Here is a 19,022-nt window from a genome sequence, read left to right as displayed (position 1 = left end):
GATTAATTGAGAAAGAATGAGGTGTGTATATGCCGGTCAGAACAGACGACAAAATCCGATGCTCTTTTTGCGGGAAAACGCAGGACCAGGTAAAGAAGCTGATTGCCGGTTCCAATAATGTCTATATCTGTGACGAGTGTATTGATCTCTGCGCGGAGATATTAGAAGAAGAGTTCGACAGTCATGAAGAAGAAGGACCTGATTTCAGTGACATCAACTTAATGAAGCCGAAGGAGATCAAGTCATTTCTGGATGACTACGTCATCGGACAGGACGGTGCCAAAAAGGTATTGTCCGTAGCGGTCTATAATCACTATAAGAGAATCACATCCAGACGAAACATGGATGTGGATGTACAGAAGAGTAATATCCTGATGCTGGGACCGACCGGTTCCGGTAAGACGTATCTGGCACAGACGCTCGCAAAGGTGCTCAACGTACCGTTTGCCATTGCGGACGCCACGGCGCTTACCGAGGCGGGATATGTGGGCGAGGATGTGGAGAACATTCTGCTCAAGCTGATTCAGTCCGCGGATTACGATATCAGCAGGGCTGAGTACGGCATTATCTATATCGATGAGATTGACAAGATTACGAAAAAATCCGAAAACGTGTCCATCACGAGAGACGTATCCGGTGAAGGGGTGCAGCAGGCACTCTTAAAGATTCTGGAGGGAACGGTCGCCAGCGTGCCGCCTCAGGGCGGAAGAAAGCATCCCCATCAGGAGCTTCTTCAGATCGATACCACCAACATTCTGTTCATCTGCGGCGGTGCCTTCGACGGGCTCGAGAAGATCATCGAGAGCCGTTTAAGCGCGGGCTCCATCGGTTTCAATGCCGAGATCGTGGATAAGAACAGAACCGATATCGACGACCTGTTGAAGAAAGTACTTCCGCAGGATCTCGTAAAATTCGGTCTGATTCCGGAATTCATCGGCCGTGTGCCGGTTACCGTGTCATTAGAGCTTCTCGACAAGGCGGCGCTGGTAAAGATTCTGACAGAACCGAGAAACGCCTTGATCAAGCAGTATCAGAAGCTGTTTGAGCTGGACGATGTAAAGCTGGAGCTGACCGAGGAAGCAGTCGAAAGGATTGCGGAGCTGGCAGTGGAGAGAAAGACGGGAGCCAGAGGTCTGCGTTCCATTATGGAAAGCGTCATGATGGATATCATGTATGAGATTCCATCCGACAGCAACATCGGTATCTGTACGATCACCAAGGCTGTTGTGAATAAAGAGGGAGAACCGGAGATCATCTACAGAGATACGACGGTACCCAGAAAATCCCTGGCCCAGAAACTGAGAAAAGATAAGACAGGCGAGATTGCATAGGATCCAGAGAAAGTTCGGAAAGGTGTTACAGCAGGAAGAACTGCTGCAGCACCTTTCCTTATTTCCGCGTGCAGTAAGCTAGTACAGCGTTGCATAAGTTCCGGTGAATTCTGCACTCGCTATTCACGCCAGGACCACGCCCACGAAGCTAGACGTAGGATCCACTACGCCGTCGCTTCGCGGACGCGCCCCTGACGCAAATATCAAGCACATAATTCACCGAAACTTACGCAATGCTGTACTAGATGGATCCATCTGTCCTGTCGGGATGCAAAGGAGAGAAATATGGAAGATAAGACAATAACGATGCCGGTCATTGCTTTGCGTGGCATGACTGTCCTTCCTAAAATGATGATACATTTCGACATCAGCCGCAGCAAGTCCATCGCGGCTGTGGAGAAGGCGATGATCGGAGACCAGAGAGTCTGCCTCGTCACTCAGAAGAACAGCGAGGAGGCAGATCCGGGAGTCGATGAGCTTCATTCAGTTGGCTGTGTGGCGCTGATCAAGCAGCTGGTGAAGATTCCGAATAACGTGGTTCGCGTTATGGTCGAGGGCCAGGAGCGTGTGGAGCTTCTGGGACTGGACAGCGAGGAACCCATGCTTGTCGGTGAGATCGGAACCTTAACGGAGTCGGAGGATTCCCTGGACTACGTTACGAGGCAGGCCATGGTGCGTATTCTGAAAGAAAAACTGGAGGAATACGGCAAGGAGAATCCCCGGATGCTGAAGGAGGTCTTCCCGAACCTGATGATGATTACGGACTTAGGCGAGCTTTTGGATCAGATTGCGATCCAGCTGACCTGGGACTACAAGAACCGCCAGAAGGTTCTGGAGTGTGTGCTGCTGGAAGAGCGTTATGAGACCGTCATGAGAAATCTTCTGACCGAGATCGAGATTACCCGTGTAAAAAGGGAGATCCAGGGACGTGTCAAGGAGAATGTGGATAAGAATCAGAAGGACTATATCCTGCGGGAGCAGCTGAAGGTGATCCGCGAGGAACTGGGTGAGGACAACCCGCTGTCCGACGCCGACGAGTATGAGAAGCAGCTTAAGGCTTTAAAGGCGGACAAGGAGACGAAGGACAAGATTCACAGAGAGATCGAACGGTTCAAGGCCATGCCGGGCGGAAGCCAGGAGGCCAACGTACTCCGCATGTATCTGGAGACAGTGCTGGATCTGCCGTGGAAAAAGGTGTCGAAGGACAATAACAACATATCGCATGCCGAGGAGATTTTAAACGCGGATCACTATGGGCTGGAAAAGGTAAAGGAGAGAATCCTGGAATACCTGGCCGTCCGTGTTCTGACGAAGAAAGGAACGAGCCCGATTATCTGCCTTGTGGGACCTCCGGGAACCGGTAAGACGTCCATCGCGCGCTCTGTGGCCAGGGCGCTGAACAAGCAGTACGTCCGCATCAGCCTTGGCGGAATCCACGACGAGGCGGAGGTCCGTGGACACAGAAAGACATACGTCGGCGCCATGCCGGGCCGCATCGTGGAAGCCATGCGGCAGGCCGGAGTCAGCAATCCGCTGATGCTTCTGGATGAGATCGACAAGGTGAGCAGTGACTATAAGGGAGACACTTCCTCCGCGCTGCTGGAGGTGCTGGACAGCGAACAGAATGTGAAGTTCCGCGACCACTATGTAGAACTCCCCATCGATTTGTCCAATGTGCTTTTTATCGCCACGGCGAATACGACGCAGACCATACCGGGACCGCTGCTCGACCGTATGGAAGTGATTGAAGTAAACAGCTATACGGAGAATGAAAAGTTCCATATTGCGAAAAACTATCTGGTAAGAAAGCAGCTGGAGCGAAATGGTCTGACGGAAGAACAGGTTTCCATTACCGACAAGGCTCTTGAGAAGATTATCCATAATTATACCAGGGAAGCCGGAGTGAGAAATCTGGAGCGCCGGATCGGGGATATCTGCCGGAAGGCCGCCAGAGAGTTCCTGGAAGATAAGAAGAAGGCCATCAGAATTACGGAAAATGGGCTGGAAAAGTATCTGGGCAAGGAGAAGATCACCTTCGAGGATGTTAATGAGGAAGATCAGGTGGGAATCGTCAGAGGACTGGCGTGGACCAGCGTAGGCGGAGACACTCTGCAGATCGAGGTCAACGTCATGCCTGGCAAGGGAACGATGCAGATGACAGGCCAGATGGGCGATGTGATGAAGGAATCGGCCCAGACGGCATTAAGCTATATCCGTTCCATCTGCCCGGAGTACGGCGTGGCGGATGATTACTTTGAAAAACACGATATCCACCTCCATATTCCGGAGGGAGCAGTTCCGAAGGACGGCCCGTCGGCAGGCATTACCATGGCGACCGCCATGCTGTCGGCTGTCACGGGGAGAAAGGTGGATGCGAAGCTGGCCATGACGGGAGAGATCACACTGCGCGGAAGGGCGCTTCCGATCGGCGGCTTAAAGGAGAAGATCCTGGCTGCCAGGATGGCACATATGAAGAGAGTTCTCGTGCCGGATAAGAACAGGCCCGACATTGCGGAGCTGTCAAAGGAGATTACGAAGGGGCTGACCATCATTTTTGTGAAGGATATGGCAGACGTGCTGAAGGAAGCCCTTGTAAGCGAATAGAAAGGAAGCCATATGATAATCAAAACAGTAGAACTGGAGACCGTGTGCGGAATTACCAGTAAGCTGCCGGACAATACGAAGCCGGAGTTTGCATTTGCGGGGAAGTCCAATGTGGGGAAGTCGTCGCTGATTAACGCGCTGATGAACCGCAAGGCGTACGCGCGCACGTCTTCCCAGCCGGGCAAGACCCAGACCATCAATTTCTACAATATCAACGATGCCCTTTATTACGTGGATTTACCGGGCTACGGCTACGCAAAGGTAGCTCAGGAGGTAAAGGCCAAATGGGGGAAGATGATTGAAAACTATCTCCACCAGTCTCCCATGCTGAAGCGTGTGTTCCTGCTTATCGACATCCGCCATGAGCCATCCGTCAACGACAAGACCATGTACGACTGGATCGTGTACAACGGATATCAGCCGGTTATCATTGCGACGAAGCTGGACAAGATCAACCGGAGCCAGGTACAGAAGCATATGAAGATGGTTCGTCAGGGACTGGAAATCGGCCAGGATGTGACGGTTATCCCATTTTCCGCTGAAACGAAACAGGGAAGAGACGAAATATGGGCTCTGATCGAGGAAATGATGGGAGAGTCTTGACAAGGAGACAAAATCTTTTTATAATGAACCTATTTATGAGATAGTGCAGAGGAGAAAAAGTTATGAAAAAAACAGGAAAGAGTTTGGCAGCAGCCTGCCTTGCGGTGGTTTTAGCCGTATCGGCGCTGACTGCGTGTGGGAGCAAGAATGCGGCAGAGAGTACGCCGGCCGCCGGAGCAGAGGCGAATGGAGGCGGAGAGAAGGTATTGAAGGTTGCGATGGAGTGCAGCTACGCTCCGTATAACTGGACCCAGCCTACGGATGCCAACGGCGCTGTCGCGATTTCGGGAGGCTCCGATTTTGCGTACGGCTATGATGTTATGATGGCGAAAAAGATCGCCGACACGCTCGGCTATAAGTTAGAGATCGTTAAGCTGGACTGGGATTCCCTGGTACCGGCCGTACAGTCGGGAAAGGTTGACTGTGTCATTGCGGGACAGTCCATCACCGCTGAGCGCCTTCAGTCTGTAGATTTTACGGAGCCGTATTACTACGCGACGATCGTAACTCTGGTAAAGACAGGCGGAAAGTATGAGAATGCGGCCAGCGTTGCAGACCTTGCAGGAGCCACCGCTACCTCTCAGTTAAACACAATCTGGTACGACAACTGCCTGCCGCAGATCCCGGATGGCAACATTCAGCCGGCACAGGAGTCTGCACCGGCCATGCTGGTAGCTTTAAACTCCGGCAGATGTGATCTGGTTGTAACAGACAAGCCTACCGGACAGGCTGCGCTCATTGCGTATCCGGATTTCAAGCTGCTTGATTTCACGGGCAAGGACGGCGAGTTCCAGGTATCGGATGAAGATATCAACATCGGTATTTCCTTAAAGAAGGGGAATACAGAGTTAAAGGACGCCATCAACAGTGTATTGGCTACGATGACAAAAGATGATTATAACAAGATGATGGAAGAGGCGATTTCCGTTCAGCCATTATCAGAATAATCTTAAATTACAGAAATCGGCAGGGCATGCAGGCACGGGACAGGGCAGTTTCATTCCGTGCCGCTTGTTCTGTTTTAATTAAATTGGAGGTAATCTTATGTCGCTGCCGTCAGATTTTTTTGGAAGGATTCTATTTATCCTGCAGAAATACGGAGTATCATTTTTAAACGGCGCCGGAAAGACTATGGCGCTCGCCCTTGTCGGCACACTGATCGGCTGTATCATCGGATTCGCGGTCGGAATCGTCCAGACAATACCGGTGGATAAGAAGGATAATCCTGTTAAAAGGGGAGTTCTGGGACTTATCAAGCTGATCTTAAATATCTACGTGGAGGTATTCCGCGGAACGCCCATGATGGTTCAGGCCATGTTTATTTACTATGGATCTTCCGTTCTGTTTGGATTTAACATGTCCCAGACGTTTGCCGCTTACTTTATTATATCCATTAATACGGGGGCTTACATGGCAGAGACGGTGCGCGGCGGCATCCTATCCATCGATCCGGGACAGACAGAGGGCGCGAAAGCCATCGGTATGAATCATATCCAGACTATGGTCAATGTTATCATGCCTCAGGCGCTGCGCAACATCATGCCTCAGATCGGCAATAACTTAATCATTAACATCAAGGATTCTTCCGTGCTTTCCATGATCGGCGTCGTAGAGCTGTTCTATGCGACGAAGGGCGTGGCCGGCGCTTACTATACGTATTTTGAGGCATTTACCATTACGATGGTGATTTACTTTATCCTTACCTTCACCTGCTCCAGAATTCTGCGTCACTGGGAGAAGAAGATGGACGGTTCGGACAGCTACGATCTCGCTACCACGGATACGCTTGCCTACACCAGCGGCCTGGTGAAATTCCCAGATCCAAACGAGAAGGAGGATAAGTAATTATGGCAGGAAATACAGTACTGGAAATCCATCATTTAAGCAAGACGTTCGGAACGAACGTGGTGCTCCGGGATATCGATTTCTCTGTGGCTGAGGGCGATGTGACGTGCATCATAGGCGCCTCCGGTTCCGGTAAATCCACACTGCTGCGCTGTGTCAACCTTCTGGAGACACCGACTACGGGAGAGATCCTGTATCACGATAAGGACATCACCGACAGAAAGATGAACGCCGCATCCTACCGTACGCGCGTGGGAATGGTGTTCCAGAATTTCAACCTCTTTAATAACATGACGGTGCTTGACAACTGCATGGTCGGCCAGATCAAGGTTTTAAAGAAAGATAAGGAAGAAGCAAAACGTAAGGCCATGCTTTATCTGGAGAAGGTAGGAATGGCCCCCTATATCAACGCGAAGCCGAGGCAGCTGTCCGGCGGCCAGAAGCAGCGTGTGGCAATCGCCAGGGCGCTCGCCATGGAACCGGAGATTCTGTTGTTTGACGAGCCGACGTCTGCTCTGGACCCGCAGATGGTGGGCGAGGTGCTTGCCGTCATGAGGACGCTCGCAAAAGAGGGATTGACCATGATTATCGTCACCCACGAGATGGCGTTCGCCCGCGACGTATCGAACCATGTCGTCTATATGGCGGGCGGGGTGATCGAGGAAGAGGGTGCTCCGGCGGATATCTTCGGAAACCCGCAGAAGAACTCGACCAAGGAGTTTTTGAACCGGTTTATGCAGGGGTAGGCGGAGGAAATAACGGATAGTCGAAACGGTATAAAAGTTCATATGGAAGGTTTGTGTTGGAAGCCCTGCAAAGTCTGGTGATTTTGCGGGGCTTTTATTTTATTTCGCACCATTAATGCGGCAGAACTGCGGCAGATATCCGAATATTGTGGTACCAGTATGGAAGCACTGACATCAATTCCATAGGATTATGAAGAGATGAATGTGTTCCATGTTTTTATGGGGCAGGTAAAAACCCGGTAAAGCAAAGCAGTCCATACAGGATATAGATACTTTGATTGAATTGATCCTTTTTCATGATAAGATCAGAGAAAACGGCAAGATGATGAGAGAGGAGTGGACTGAACTTTAATGGGGAATGTTTTAGATAATAGCCTTTATATGAATGATCAAAAGAAGTTCCAGGAACTGTTCCAAGCTGTCATACAGTTCAATAGCCTGTACAATGGAAATAATATTATACAGGATGATATTTTCTCAGTGTTGACTAATTACGCACGAAAAAAACAGGAAGACTTGGATCTTTTTCGGTTTCCTACAAAAGATGATGATTTTTGTGCACTTACATGCGTACAGAAAGGAAGAGTGTTTACTTATGTAAACTCATGGCTGCCAGTATCAAATCAGATTTTTGCAGCTGCTCATGAGTTATATCATATTTGGTGTTTTTTAGAGAAAAAACGGAAGTGTTTTAAGAAAGGGCTCTATTTTAAATGCGGCTGTTATGGATGAAGACGTAAAATGTAAAGAAGATCTGGAAGCGAATGCGTTCGCCGGATTACTTCTTGTTCCTTCCAATGCTTTGTATGAACAAATGCAGATTTATGGAATTCCCAAATCCGGTCAGGTGTTGGGCGATATGATCAGATTAATGGCAATTTTTTCAGTTCCATATAAAGCAGTTTTACTGCGGCTTTATGAAGAAGGATATATAAATACGGATACTGTTTACGAATTTTTAAATGTGAAAAAGGAAGTACTGAGAAAAGCGGTCAGCTATGAACCTGACGCTGAAAGATGGCAAAGACGTACCCCGGAGATTCTCAGGTTTGGGAGCCTTAAGCAGCTAATGGATCAAAATTCAGAATATGATTTACTTTCTGACAAGAGAAACGTATCAGATCAGGAAACTCTCTGTAAGATTTTGCACAGATATGAAGCTGCCATGAGCAGATTATTCTCTCATTATGCTACTATATCAGAATTATGGAAAGAGTGCTGTTTCCCTGTATCTTTCATACTTAAAAAATGCCTGTGATTTGTTTGACAAAGATTTTTACAGGAGATTTTACATGAGCCTTGAACTGTACATCAAAATGCCAATCGACTATTTTATGATAGAGATTGCCAATTGTGATATGACAGTAGGATATGGCAATAATCTGGGCGAGATTAAAACTTACCTTATGCAGCAAGTTCTTCAAAATCAGGATCATATACAGTTATATGTATTTTGCTCGGACGATAAAGGCGCACGAGCTGGTATTTCAGGTACTACCGGAATTCCCTGTATCAGTGCAATATCATCCTTTTACTAAAATGGCAGCATAGCTACTATGTCTTTCTGGGTTTTGTATTCTGAACTCAGAATGTGGATTGAAATAAAATACATAGAAATACAAAAGAGATGCATAAAAAATGGTAATCTGAAAATGGTATAAGGAGCATGTGGATATTTCCAATCCCCAATGCTCCTTATACCATTTTTGTATGACTCTATTCAGATACAGTGACAGATTCCGTCACCACAGGAACCGGCGTTATAATTTCTTTTTCTACCGGCGTCATAACTGCCGGAACCGGAACGGCTGGTTTTAACGGCTCCGGTTCCGGAGGCGTTTGTTCCTGTGTCTGTTCCTGTGTCTTCCCCTGTCCCTGGCTCTTAGAGACCTGCACGTTCTCCGTGCCCTTCGAATCTCTGGGCTTTTTGGAAAAGATATCTCTGACCTTGATGCGCACAAAGGTTTTGATAACCTTCACCGAAAGCAGGATGATAAAGACGGGAAGGACAATGGTCAGCAGTAGCTTTGCCTTCAAAAGAAATTTCTTCCGTTTCAGCTTTTTCACTTCTGCCTGATACTCATCTCTGATTTCCTGAATCAATGATTTCTGTTTTTTGATCTGCATGGGAATTCCCCCTTTATAATTGCCTTTTTAGTCGCTCATGAGAGCCTTCATGGCAAATGCGTAGATTTCCTGGCTCTTGGCCTTCCAGTGGTCACACATGATTTCCGCCTGGTCCTTGTCGGGGACGGCGAGCTCTAAATCGATCAGACAGCTCTTACCCTCACGCACCTCACAGTGAACGATGAAATCCTGGTTGGTGGATTTGTAGAAATCCGCGGTCACGCCCACCTCGTTGCGGAGGCGGAACTTGTTCTCTTTCAAATATTCATCGATGTCTTCAATGATGGCAGAGGATATCTTGTTGCCGAAGAACGAAAGGGTTTCTTCTCCCTCCCGCGTGATCTCATAGCGGCTGCTGTTGTGGTTGGTCTCCACATGGAGGAGCTTGGCCTCCAGAAGTTCGTTTAATGCCTGATTCAGCGTGAAATACGTGGTGTATTCATGCTCCAGGAAAAAATTTGACAGCTGCGCACTGGTAAGGGGAAAATTGACCTGCTTCAGCATATACAAAATCATTAATTTATAAAGCGTCATGGGTTCTGACAACATAGGACACCCTCCATAGATTGATTCTTACTTTTGTATATGATCTTTCACTGCACGGCTGACCACATCGGCCACACGGGGATCAAATGCCTCCGGCAGAATATGGTTTTCATCCAGTATGGATTCATCCACCAGCCCTGCGATCGCGGTGGCGGCAGCCAGCTTCATCTCTTCAGTGATCGCAGTGGCGCGTCCCTCTAAAGCACCCTTAAAGATGCCCGGGAATACAACTACATTATTGACCTGATTGGGGAAATCAGACCTGCCGGTGCCGATAATTTTCGCTCCGGCCTCTTTTGCGACGTCAGGCATAATCTCAGGAACCGGGTTTGCCATGGCGAACAGGATCGCATCCGTGTTCATGGACGCGGCCATCTCTTTTGTGACAATTCCCGGTGCGGACACGCCGACAAAGATATCGGCGCCCTTCATGGCGTCGGCCAGGCTGCCGTCTGCGCCTTCTAAGTTGGTCACCTCCACCATCTTTTCCTGCATCCAGTTTAAGCCGTCCATGCCCTTCTTTAAGATTCCGGCGCGGTCACACATGGTGATGTGCAAAAATCCGTAGGTTAAGAGAAGCTTTGTGATGGCGATTCCAGCGGAACCGGCTCCGTTTACGACGACCCGGCAGTCTTCCTTCTTCTTGCCGGTCACCTTTAATGCGTTGATGATTCCTGCCAGAACGACGATGGCGGTTCCGTGCTGGTCATCGTGGAAGACGGGGATGGGGAGCAGCTCTTTTAAGCGTTCCTCAATCTCAAAACATCTGGGCGCGGAAATATCCTCTAAATTGATTCCTCCGAAAGCAGGAGCGATACCCACAACAATCTTTATGATCTCTTCCGTATCCTGGGTATCCAGGCAGATTGGAAATGCGTTGACGCCGCCGAATTCCTTGAAGAGCACGGCCTTTCCTTCCATAACGGGCATGGCGGCCAGAGGTCCGATATTGCCGAGGCCAAGAACCGCGCTGCCGTCGGAAACAACCGCGATCGTGTTGGATTTGATTGTATATTTATAAGCGGCTTCCGGTTCGGCAGCGATGACCTTACACGGCTCCGCAACGCCGGGAGTATAGGCGAGGGCCAAATCTTCCCTGCTTTTTACTTCGGCCTTGGAAATAGTTTCCAGCTTGCCGTTCCATTTTTCATGCAATAATAAAGCTTTTTCATTCGTTGTCATGATTCTTGTCCTTCTTCTATCAGTTTTTATTTTATCATACCAATTTTAGGGTTTTAAATCAATAGAAAATATGTTAGAATATAGTAATTAAACTGAAAGACAACAGCTGTCAGGCTGAAGAACATAAGATACAGGTGGTACTATGAGAGAACGAATCAACAGGCTGGCTAAAGGCATCATCGATTCGGAGGTTCCTGTGATCAAGGTCACTCCGAAAGGAATTGACGACGTGGTGCGTTCCGGCGGGGCCACGAGGCGGGAACTTGTCGTTACCAGTGAGAATAATCTGCATATAAAAGGACTTGCATATTCTTCCAATTTCCGCGTGAGGCTTCTTAATGGGGCGTTTGGCGGCACCTATAACCATCTGGTCTATGAGGTGAATACCGGTTTTCTGGAAGACGGAGATATGATTAAGGGAGCTTTCTATCTGGTTACCAATGGCGGAGAAAGAGAAGTCCCTTATTCTTTTCGTGTGGAACTGAGTACGTCAGGGAAAGCATTGAGCGATTTAAAGACGGCGGAGGATTTCGCTGGAACAGCGAAGAACGACTATGAGACAGCGCTTCGCTTATTTGAATATAGAGATTTTTTCGAGGCCCCCTTCATGAAGGATTTGCATGTGAGGGCCCTTTACGGTGGTTTAAAAGGAAGACCGGACAGGAAGAAGGAGCTGGAGGAATTCCTGACCGGACTCGGTGTCAAGGAGCCGGTAAAGCTGACTGCGGACGAGAGCGAGCGGCGGTTTGACCAACTGGACGGAGTGATCCAGGAATGTATTACGATAACCAGAAGCGGTTGGGGCTACGTAAGCCTTGAGGTTACGGCCGACTGCGATTTTATAGAGATTCCGGTGAGAAACATCGGAGACCAGGATTTTACCGACGACACCTGCGAGATCGTCTACCGCATCCATCCGAGGCGCATGCATCAGGGCCTGAACCAGGGACGCATTATCATTACCGGAATCGAAGAGCGCTTCGTCGTTCCGGTGACCGCGATGGTGAACCCGGGCGGTGGTATTTCCGCGGAGGACGCCTATACGAAGGAAGCGGTGGCGACGTACCTGCACCTGCGCTTGCAGAAAGAGGCAGGTAATGGGGACTTTCCTTACAATCCGCCGAACACAGGTGATGGGGACTTTCCGCATAATCAGATGCTGCGGGCGCTGGATGAGATCGAGGAGATGAAGGGGCAGCAGGAGGCGATTAAGCTATTAAGGGCCGAGATATACCTTTCAGACGACAGGACGAGCCAGGCGGCGCTGCTGCTGGATGAATGCCGGGAGAAGATCCTGGCGGAGCGGCAGGAGAAGCTGGAGCTTTACTGTTACTATCAGTATCTGAGGCTGATTCTGCAGCCGGATGAATACCAGAAGGAATCGCTGGTTCGTCTGCTGAGAAAATATCTGGAGGAGAATCCGGACCTTCATAATCTGTTTCTGATCCTTTTAAGGCTGGACCGCCGGCTTAATGAGAATTCGGGCGGAGCCATATCCATGATGAGACGCCAGTTTGAAGCGGGCATGAGAAGCCCGTTTCTCTATCTGCATGCCTGCAGGCTGCTTTCCGAAGAGCCGGATCTGATCCGGAGTATCGGCCCGTTTGAGCTGCAGGTACTGTCCTTCGGTGCCAGATACGGCGCCGCGGGAGAGAAATTTGCGCTGGCTGCTGCGAGGCTTACGCTGACGTCCAGGCATTTTAACCGCCTTCACTACAGGGCGCTGGGACGCCTGTATGAGAAGTATCCCGGAAAGGAAATACTGGAGGCGGTCTGTTCCATACTGATCCGGGGAGAGAGCAGGAGTGCGGAGGCATTTAAGTGGTATGAGAAGGGGATCAAAGAAGGAATCAGCCTGACACGGCTTTACGAGTATTATCTGTACGCGCTTCCAAAGGATTACTGCTACCTGCTTCCCAAGGAAGTGCTCCTCTATTTTTCCTACGGCGGTAGCGAGCTGGACCGCCACAGCAGGGCGCTGCTCTATAAAAATGTGCTGGTTTACTTAAAGGAATCCGATCCGCTGTATGAGGTGTATGAGCGGGATATCGAAAAATTCGCCACAGAACAGCTGTTCGAATCGAGGATCGGAAGTAATCTGGCCGTTATTTACGAACACATGATCTACAAGGATGTCATTGACCTTCCTATGGCTAAGGTACTGCCCTCTATTCTGCGTTCTTACCGCGTGGAGTGCAGGAACCTTAAGATGAAGTATGTAATTGTCTGTTACGAGGAGCTGCTGGAGGAGGACGCATTTCTTCTGGACGACGGCGTAGCGTACGTGCCGCTGTTTTCCGAGCACAGCATCCTGTTGTTCCAGGATGCCTTTGGAAACCGTTACAGTACGGTTCCTTATGAGAAGACGCCGGTGATGGATAAGCCGGAGTTAGAGGCGCGCTGCTTTGAACTGTATCCCGATCATCCGATGCTCAGACTCCGGGCCTGCGACGAGATCCTAAAGAGGGGCATTGCAGATGAGAAGGAGGCGGGGATGCTGGAGGATGCCATGGAGGATGGACGGCTCCAGCCGCTGTATCAGAGACTCCTGCTATCCAGAATCATAGAGTATTACCAGAATATGCCGGGCATTCCATCGAACGTGAAAGAGGGAGATTCTCCTCTTCATCCGGTGAGTGAAGACAGCACAGAGGGAGGCGCTTATCTGGTGCGCCTCGACAAGCGTCTGCTTACGAAGGAAGAACGCCTGGGAATCTGTGAGACCTTAATCAACCGCAATTATGTTGAGGAAGCCTTCGATATGATACGGGAATTCGGCTGCGAGGAGATTCAGAGCAAGCGGCTTTTAAAGCTGTGTACCAAGATGATTCTTCAGAATCTTTTTGATGAAGATCCGCTGCTTCTCCACCTGTCGTACCGCGTTTTTCTGGAAGGCATGAGCGACAGCGTCATCCTGGATTACCTTTGCGAGCACTACAACGGTCTGACGAATCAGATGTACCGCATACTCCTGCAGGGTATTTCCGAGCATGTGGAGACGTATGATCTTGAGGAGCGTCTGGTCGCACAGATGATGTTTTCCGGATGCACGGAAACCATAGACCGGGTATTCAGCCTCTATATGAACAAAAAGAAGACGAGTGACAACATCGTCCGGGCATATTTTACAATTAAGAGTTCGGAGTATTTCCTTGATGACAAGACTCCGGATGACAAGGTTTTCGCCTATCTGGAAGGCGCGGTCAACGGCTCCGCAGACAAAGACAGGATACCAACGATCTATCTGCTGGCTCTGACCAAATACTATTCCGAGCTTTCCTCGCTGGAAGAGGAGCAGAAGGAGCTGTTAAAGAGTACGACAGCGGTTCTCCTGGAGGCGGGACTGGTATTCCCGTATTTCAAGAAGCTGGCGAAATACGTTCCCATGCCGGAGGATATCATGGACAAGGCCATGATCCAGTATCATTCAGACAGGAACGCGCGGATCGATTTTGAGGTCCGGATTCTGCCGGATGAGGAGGAATACCACTGCGAGGATATTGGAAGGACGTACCAGGGGATTTTCGTAAAGAAGAAGGTCCTTTTTGAAGGGGAAATCATGGAGTACCGGATCAGTGAACTGGAAGACGGCAAGTGGGTGCTGAAAAAAGAAGGAAGCGTCAGCTGTGACGCTGCATCGGCGGCCGGTGATTCGGAAAGCAGATTTGCCTGTTTAAATGAAATGAGCCTGTGTCTGAGTTTAAAGGACGAAGAAGGGCTCAAAAAACGGATGCGGGAGTATTTAACAAAGAATGCTGCCGCGGAAGAATTATTTCCACTGATGTAGATAAGGGGATTGTCGATGGACGGATTGATAATTGGACTTGATTTATGTGATGCCTATACCAGGCTGTGCTGTCACGAACGTGAAAAGACGTGGTGCCTGCCGACGGTCATCTGCCGGAAAAAGGATGATGACGAGTGGTATGTGGGGGAAGAAGCTTACGCATACACCCTGGTGGGGGAAGGCATTATCGTAGACAAGCTTATAAAGATGGTCATGAAGGACGGTACCGCCACGCTGGGAGGCGTGAAATACGAGGGTACCACCCTGCTTAAGATCTATCTAAAGAAAATACTGGCGCTGGCCAGGGAGGAATTTTTCTCCGATGAGGTAAAGGAGCTGGTGATCACACTGGAAAAGGTGGAGGTCAAGCTGATGGACGCGCTGATGTACTGTGCGGATTACTTAGAGATCCCCAGGGACCGGGTGCACATCATCAGCCATACGGAAGGCTTTGTCTACTACGTTCTGAGCCAGAAGAAGGAAGTATGGAGCAATCAGGTAGCGGTCTTCGATTTATCAGAGGATTCGCTCCATTACCACGAATTAAAGGTTCAGCGCGGGATGAAGCAGATGACTGTGGTGGCCGAGGATGAGGCGCTGGAGGAAAGCTTTAATCTCGATATTTTGAATACCCCTTCCGGCGGAAAGCTGGCGGATAAGATCCTCAGTTCCTGTGCGGAGCGGCTGCTTTCCAAGAAGCTGTTTTCTTCCATTTTCCTGACAGGAAAAGGCTTTGAGCGGCAGGACTGGGCGGGAGATTTCATGAAGCTTCTCTGTTCCAGGCGAAAGGTCTACATGGACCAGGAGCTGTTTGCCAGGGGCGCCGCTTTTAAGGGCATGGATTACCTCCATGAAAAGACGTCTTACCCCTTTATCTGTGTCTGCGAGGGGCGGCTTCATTCGACGATATCGATGAAGGTGCTGCACAAGAACCGTGAGAGCCAGCTGATCGTGGCGGCTGCCGGCGACAACTGGTATGAGTCGAGAAGCAGTGTGGATTTGATCGTGGATAACCAGGACTACGTAGAGTTTTTAGTAACACCCATGGATCCGAAGCAGAAAAAGCTGGTAAAGATTCCGCTGGAGGGATTCCCGAAACGGCCCGAGAGAACGACGCGTGTGGGGATCAGCGTGGGATTTTTAGATGAGAAGACGATGGCGGTGGTGCTTAAGGACAAGGGCTTCGGAGAACTGTTCCCGGCCTCAGATGCCGTAGTCAGACAAGAGGTCATGATATGAGCCTGATACTATGCCGGCAGGAGCCGGTAAAACATCCTTTTTATTTCGAGGGCCTGGGAGTCCACCTCTACTCCTCCCAGGAGCTTTGCTATGTGATCTACCATAATCCGCTTCTGGTACTGGAGACTTTCGTGGATGACCATCTGATCGAATTCATCCGCGGCGAGCTGGAGATGGGCTTTATGGCGGCCAAGCTGGAAAAATGGCAGCAGAGCGGAGAAGACACCGATGAGCTCCTGTTTTTAATCCTGACGGAATGTGACTACTACAACGCAGCTGAGATCAAACATTTCCGTCAAAAGATCGAGACCTACAGAAAAATGACCCCGCCCGAATTCGCCAAAGCCAAAGCCGACTACCTCTTCACGAGAAAGCAGTACGGCAAAGCCGTAGCAGAATACGAAGGAATCTTAGAGATGCCAAAGGAGTCTTCAACAGACGACGCCTTTTTTGCGAAGATATACAACAATCTGGGAGCTTCCTATGCGCGTTTATTTTCCATGGAGAAGGCCTATCAGGCGTATCAGAAGTCGTTTGATTTAGCAAAGAGTGGAGACGTATTAAAGCGAATCTATTATTTATCCAAATGGAACCCCAATCTGGTATTAAAAGACAGATACCGCACATTGATTACGGAAGATGTAAAAGCGGTATGGGATGAAGATATGAAGAAGGCAGAAGAAGCAGCGCAGAAGGTTGAAAGCTTAGAAAAATTAGACGAACTATTCTTAAAAGATCCGATTAAAAGAATGAAAGGTGCTTCCGAACTGGTCAAAGGCTGGAAGGGAGAGTACCGAAACATGATATAAGCATTGAGCAGTGTGAAAAAAGACATAGACAAATTTACGTTGTGCTTGCACAAAAGTAAATTTGTCTATGTCTTTTTTCATAGGGCGAACGCCCGTCAGCGAGATGGAGCGAAGCGGAATCGAGCGGCCACTGCGGGCCAGCGGGCAGCACGATCAATTTCATATAAACAGGGCAGTAGTTCTCTCTTGACATCTTCTCTGCCATCAACTATTATATAGATAATCGATATATATAGATCACCTATACATAAATCGCCTATACAACAACTAAAAAAAAGAAAGTGAGGTACCCCCATGCCCATCGACAAAAGCCTGATCTCAGGCAGTACCGCCATGCTTCTTCTAAAACTTCTAACAGAAAAAGACATGTACGGATACGAGATGATAGAAAATCTGCGGAAGAAATCCAACGATGTATTCGAACTGAAGGCGGGAACCCTGTATCCCCTTCTGCATTCCCTGGAACAGAAGGGATATTTGACCTCCTATGAAGAGGACGCTTCCGGAAAGGTACGCAAGTATTACAGTATCACCGGAGAGGGAAAGCGTTACCTGAAAGGGAAGGAAGAGGAGTGGAAGCAATATGCCGGAGCAGTATCCGGAGTACTAGCACTGCATTGCATAAATCCCTGCGCTATAGTACCAGCTATCTACGCCAGGAGCACGCCCGCGAAGCTAGACGTAGGGTCCACTACGCCGTCGCTTCGCGGACGCACACCTGACGCAGATATCAGGCACTATAACTCAGCTATTTATGCAACGCAGTACTAGGAGGTGCCGTCTATGGAACTAACTGAATATCTCGATACCGTATCGGAGCAGATCCGCTGTAAAAAGGCCAGGATCATGGTCAGGGAGGAGCTGGAAAACCATGTGCAGGAACAGTCTGATGCCTATGAGGCTGATGGCATGACGCCTTCTGAGGCGAAGAGAGAGGCGGTCCGCCAGATGGGAGATCCCATAGAGACGGGAACTGCCCTGAACCGGATTCACCGGCCGCATCTGGAGTGGAAATTCCTCATTCTGGTGCTTCTGTTAAGCGCGTTAGGCCTCGCGCTTCAGTATATGACATGCTATACCGGACTGTTCGGCGGCATTTCCGGCGATCTTGCAGACTATTTCTGGACGCGCCAGTGCTTTTTTACCTTCGTGGGACTCGCTGTTCTTGCCGCAGTCTATATCGTCGATTACACGATACTTGGCCGGTATCCCCTCCTTCTGTGGTTTGGTTACTTCGTCGTCATATTTATCATTGCAAATACACACGTCGTAATCATGGGAAAAGTGAGAATCTATAATTATCTGACACTGTTCCTGCCTCTCTACGCGGGAGTGCTTTATAGATTCCGGACAAAGGGATACGGAGCAGTAGCTGTCTGTTATCTCTTAAGCTTCATGCCATTTTTCATGGGACTGAAGACGATAATGGTACATGGGAGTCTGGAGCTCGCCGGCGGCTGTTTCCTGCTTCTGCTTATTGCCGTATGGAAAGGATTCTTCCATGTCAAAAAGGCCCGGACCATAGCAGCTCTTATTGCCGTACCTGTGCTCACCCTCCTCCTTCTTTACTGGAAGGGAACGGACCTGGGAGTATTGCATACGTACCAGATGATCAGGCTTCAGTCCATTTTCGGCCCGGATATGCTTCATTACAACTCCAATGGAGGGATTATTCCCTATCTTCAGGAGTCTGTCTCCAGTTTTCAAATGTTTGGCTCATCGGCAGCACCTGTGCCGAAGGCAATGAAGTTTTTAAACTGTGACTACGTTGTTTTCTTTGTTTTTGCCAAATACGGTATTGCGGCCGGAACCGCCATGCTGTGCATACTTGCCGCCACGGCGGTGAAAGCATTTTCCATATCGTGGAGACAGAAGAACCGCCTTGGATTTCTCGTCGGAACGGCGTGCTCCGTAGTTCTGACAATTCAGATGCTTGTCTATGTGGCGGCCAACTTCGGCGTACCGCTGGTAGAACCCATGACGATTCCGTTTCTGTCATACGGAGGACAGAGTACCCTGGTGAATTACATATTGCTAGGACTGATTCTCAGCGTCTACAGAAACAAGGATATTGTTTCCGAAAGACATGGAACCCGGGGAAAATGGAAAATACGGCTGGAACGGCTGGAATCGTAAGTGGAAAAAAGTGACATGTTATGATACACTAAGGCGTATAGAACCTGAACGGCGATACAGAAAACGA

The 19,022-nt window shown here is 49.3% G+C and carries 16 protein-coding genes and 1 pseudogene; 14 read left to right on the top strand and 3 right to left on the bottom strand.

Features of this window, described 5'->3' with window-relative positions; translation table 11 throughout:
* Positions 1–29 precede the first annotated feature (29 nt).
* The 9 genes from clpX (at position 30) to H8S80_RS22305 (ending at position 8,667) form a co-directional block, all read left to right on the top strand.
* A complete protein-coding gene (clpX, locus tag H8S80_RS22345) occupies positions 30–1,331 on the top strand; it encodes an ATP-dependent Clp protease ATP-binding subunit ClpX (RefSeq protein ID WP_002603540.1) in 1,302 nt (433 codons plus the stop codon).
* A gap of 285 nt (positions 1,332–1,616) precedes the next feature.
* Positions 1,617–3,935: an endopeptidase La gene (lon, locus tag H8S80_RS22340; protein ID WP_117630848.1), complete on the top strand. Its 2,319-nt coding sequence runs from the start codon at positions 1,617–1,619 to the stop codon at positions 3,933–3,935.
* Between the two features lie 12 nt (positions 3,936–3,947).
* Positions 3,948–4,538 (top strand): ribosome biogenesis GTP-binding protein YihA/YsxC, encoded by a 591-nt coding sequence (gene yihA / locus H8S80_RS22335; RefSeq protein ID WP_117630847.1) that lies wholly within the window; start codon positions 3,948–3,950, stop codon positions 4,536–4,538.
* Positions 4,539–4,600: 62 nt separating this feature from the next.
* Positions 4,601–5,485, top strand: a complete 885-nt coding sequence (locus H8S80_RS22330; protein WP_117630846.1) for a transporter substrate-binding domain-containing protein — start codon at positions 4,601–4,603, stop codon at positions 5,483–5,485.
* Between the two features lie 103 nt (positions 5,486–5,588).
* A complete protein-coding gene (locus tag H8S80_RS22325) occupies positions 5,589–6,383 on the top strand; it encodes an amino acid ABC transporter permease (RefSeq protein ID WP_181987891.1) in 795 nt (264 codons plus the stop codon).
* 2 nt (positions 6,384–6,385) lie between these two features.
* Entirely contained in the window at positions 6,386–7,129 is a 744-nt protein-coding gene (locus tag H8S80_RS22320) for an amino acid ABC transporter ATP-binding protein (RefSeq protein WP_117630844.1), read from the top strand.
* 351 nt (positions 7,130–7,480) lie between these two features.
* Positions 7,481–7,861: an ImmA/IrrE family metallo-endopeptidase gene (locus H8S80_RS35140; RefSeq protein ID WP_117630843.1), complete on the top strand. Its 381-nt coding sequence runs from the start codon at positions 7,481–7,483 to the stop codon at positions 7,859–7,861.
* A complete protein-coding gene (locus tag H8S80_RS22310) occupies positions 7,854–8,387 on the top strand; it encodes an ImmA/IrrE family metallo-endopeptidase (RefSeq protein WP_117630842.1) in 534 nt (177 codons plus the stop codon). Before H8S80_RS35140 ends, H8S80_RS22310 begins: the two co-directional genes overlap by 8 nt.
* A gap of 34 nt (positions 8,388–8,421) precedes the next feature.
* Positions 8,422–8,667 (top strand): hypothetical protein, encoded by a 246-nt coding sequence (locus H8S80_RS22305; protein ID WP_002603548.1) that lies wholly within the window; start codon positions 8,422–8,424, stop codon positions 8,665–8,667.
* A gap of 178 nt (positions 8,668–8,845) precedes the next feature.
* Here H8S80_RS22305 and H8S80_RS22300 read toward each other — a convergent pair whose 3' ends face one another.
* The 3 genes from H8S80_RS22300 to H8S80_RS22290 are packed head-to-tail and all read right to left on the bottom strand — an operon-like array spanning position 8,846 to position 10,984.
* The gene (locus tag H8S80_RS22300; protein ID WP_117630841.1) at positions 8,846–9,256 is read right to left on the bottom strand and encodes a glycoside hydrolase family 23; all 411 of its coding nucleotides are present in this window, start codon (positions 9,254–9,256) and stop codon (positions 8,846–8,848) included.
* A gap of 27 nt (positions 9,257–9,283) precedes the next feature.
* The gene (locus H8S80_RS22295) at positions 9,284–9,805 is read right to left on the bottom strand and encodes a DUF4364 family protein (RefSeq protein ID WP_002603550.1); all 522 of its coding nucleotides are present in this window, start codon (positions 9,803–9,805) and stop codon (positions 9,284–9,286) included.
* Positions 9,806–9,829: 24 nt separating this feature from the next.
* Positions 9,830–10,984 carry an NAD(P)-dependent malic enzyme gene (locus H8S80_RS22290; RefSeq protein ID WP_002603551.1) on the bottom strand — a complete coding sequence of 385 codons (1,155 nt, stop codon included), beginning with the start codon at positions 10,982–10,984 and terminating at the stop codon, positions 9,830–9,832.
* A gap of 142 nt (positions 10,985–11,126) precedes the next feature.
* Between H8S80_RS22290 and H8S80_RS22285 the strand changes: the two genes are divergently transcribed.
* The 5 genes and pseudogenes from H8S80_RS22285 to H8S80_RS22265 all read left to right on the top strand — a co-directional run bounded on the left by H8S80_RS22285 (position 11,127) and on the right by H8S80_RS22265 (position 18,955).
* Positions 11,127–14,771: a DUF5717 family protein gene (locus H8S80_RS22285; RefSeq protein ID WP_117630840.1), complete on the top strand. Its 3,645-nt coding sequence runs from the start codon at positions 11,127–11,129 to the stop codon at positions 14,769–14,771.
* Positions 14,772–14,786: 15 nt separating this feature from the next.
* Positions 14,787–16,010: a DUF5716 family protein gene (locus H8S80_RS22280; RefSeq protein ID WP_002603553.1), complete on the top strand. Its 1,224-nt coding sequence runs from the start codon at positions 14,787–14,789 to the stop codon at positions 16,008–16,010.
* Positions 16,007–16,819 carry a hypothetical protein gene (locus tag H8S80_RS22275; RefSeq protein ID WP_002603554.1) on the top strand — a complete coding sequence of 271 codons (813 nt, stop codon included), beginning with the start codon at positions 16,007–16,009 and terminating at the stop codon, positions 16,817–16,819. Before H8S80_RS22280 ends, H8S80_RS22275 begins: the two co-directional genes overlap by 4 nt.
* 294 nt (positions 16,820–17,113) lie before the next feature.
* A pseudogene (locus tag H8S80_RS22270) lies at positions 17,114–17,440 on the top strand (PadR family transcriptional regulator); the annotation flags it as partial.
* 162 nt (positions 17,441–17,602) lie between these two features.
* Entirely contained in the window at positions 17,603–18,955 is a 1,353-nt protein-coding gene (locus tag H8S80_RS22265; protein WP_117630838.1) for a permease prefix domain 1-containing protein, read from the top strand.
* Positions 18,956–19,022 lie beyond the last annotated feature (67 nt).

It is taken from the genome of Hungatella sp. L36, from assembly GCF_014288035.1.
This window is presented reverse-complemented; position numbering and strand designations above follow the sequence as displayed.

Bases quoted from the DNA above. Each gene is read 5' to 3' on its own strand.
- clpX (WP_002603540.1), top strand. From the start codon at position 30: ATGCCGGTCAGAACAGACGACAAAATCCGATGCTCTTTTTGCGGGAAA.
- lon (WP_117630848.1), top strand. From the start codon at position 1,617: ATGGAAGATAAGACAATAACGATGCCGGTCATTGCTTTGCGTGGCATG.
- yihA (WP_117630847.1), top strand. From the start codon at position 3,948: ATGATAATCAAAACAGTAGAACTGGAGACCGTGTGCGGAATTACCAGT.
- H8S80_RS22330 (WP_117630846.1), top strand. From the start codon at position 4,601: ATGAAAAAAACAGGAAAGAGTTTGGCAGCAGCCTGCCTTGCGGTGGTT.
- H8S80_RS22320 (WP_117630844.1), top strand. From the start codon at position 6,386: ATGGCAGGAAATACAGTACTGGAAATCCATCATTTAAGCAAGACGTTC.
- H8S80_RS35140 (WP_117630843.1), top strand. From the start codon at position 7,481: ATGGGGAATGTTTTAGATAATAGCCTTTATATGAATGATCAAAAGAAG.
- H8S80_RS22310 (WP_117630842.1), top strand. From the start codon at position 7,854: ATGGATGAAGACGTAAAATGTAAAGAAGATCTGGAAGCGAATGCGTTC.
- H8S80_RS22305 (WP_002603548.1), top strand. From the start codon at position 8,422: ATGAGCCTTGAACTGTACATCAAAATGCCAATCGACTATTTTATGATA.
- H8S80_RS22300 (WP_117630841.1), bottom strand. From the start codon at position 9,256: ATGCAGATCAAAAAACAGAAATCATTGATTCAGGAAATCAGAGATGAG.
- H8S80_RS22295 (WP_002603550.1), bottom strand. From the start codon at position 9,805: ATGTTGTCAGAACCCATGACGCTTTATAAATTAATGATTTTGTATATG.
- H8S80_RS22290 (WP_002603551.1), bottom strand. From the start codon at position 10,984: ATGACAACGAATGAAAAAGCTTTATTATTGCATGAAAAATGGAACGGC.
- H8S80_RS22285 (WP_117630840.1), top strand. From the start codon at position 11,127: ATGAGAGAACGAATCAACAGGCTGGCTAAAGGCATCATCGATTCGGAG.
- H8S80_RS22280 (WP_002603553.1), top strand. From the start codon at position 14,787: ATGGACGGATTGATAATTGGACTTGATTTATGTGATGCCTATACCAGG.
- H8S80_RS22275 (WP_002603554.1), top strand. From the start codon at position 16,007: ATGAGCCTGATACTATGCCGGCAGGAGCCGGTAAAACATCCTTTTTAT.
- H8S80_RS22265 (WP_117630838.1), top strand. From the start codon at position 17,603: ATGGAACTAACTGAATATCTCGATACCGTATCGGAGCAGATCCGCTGT.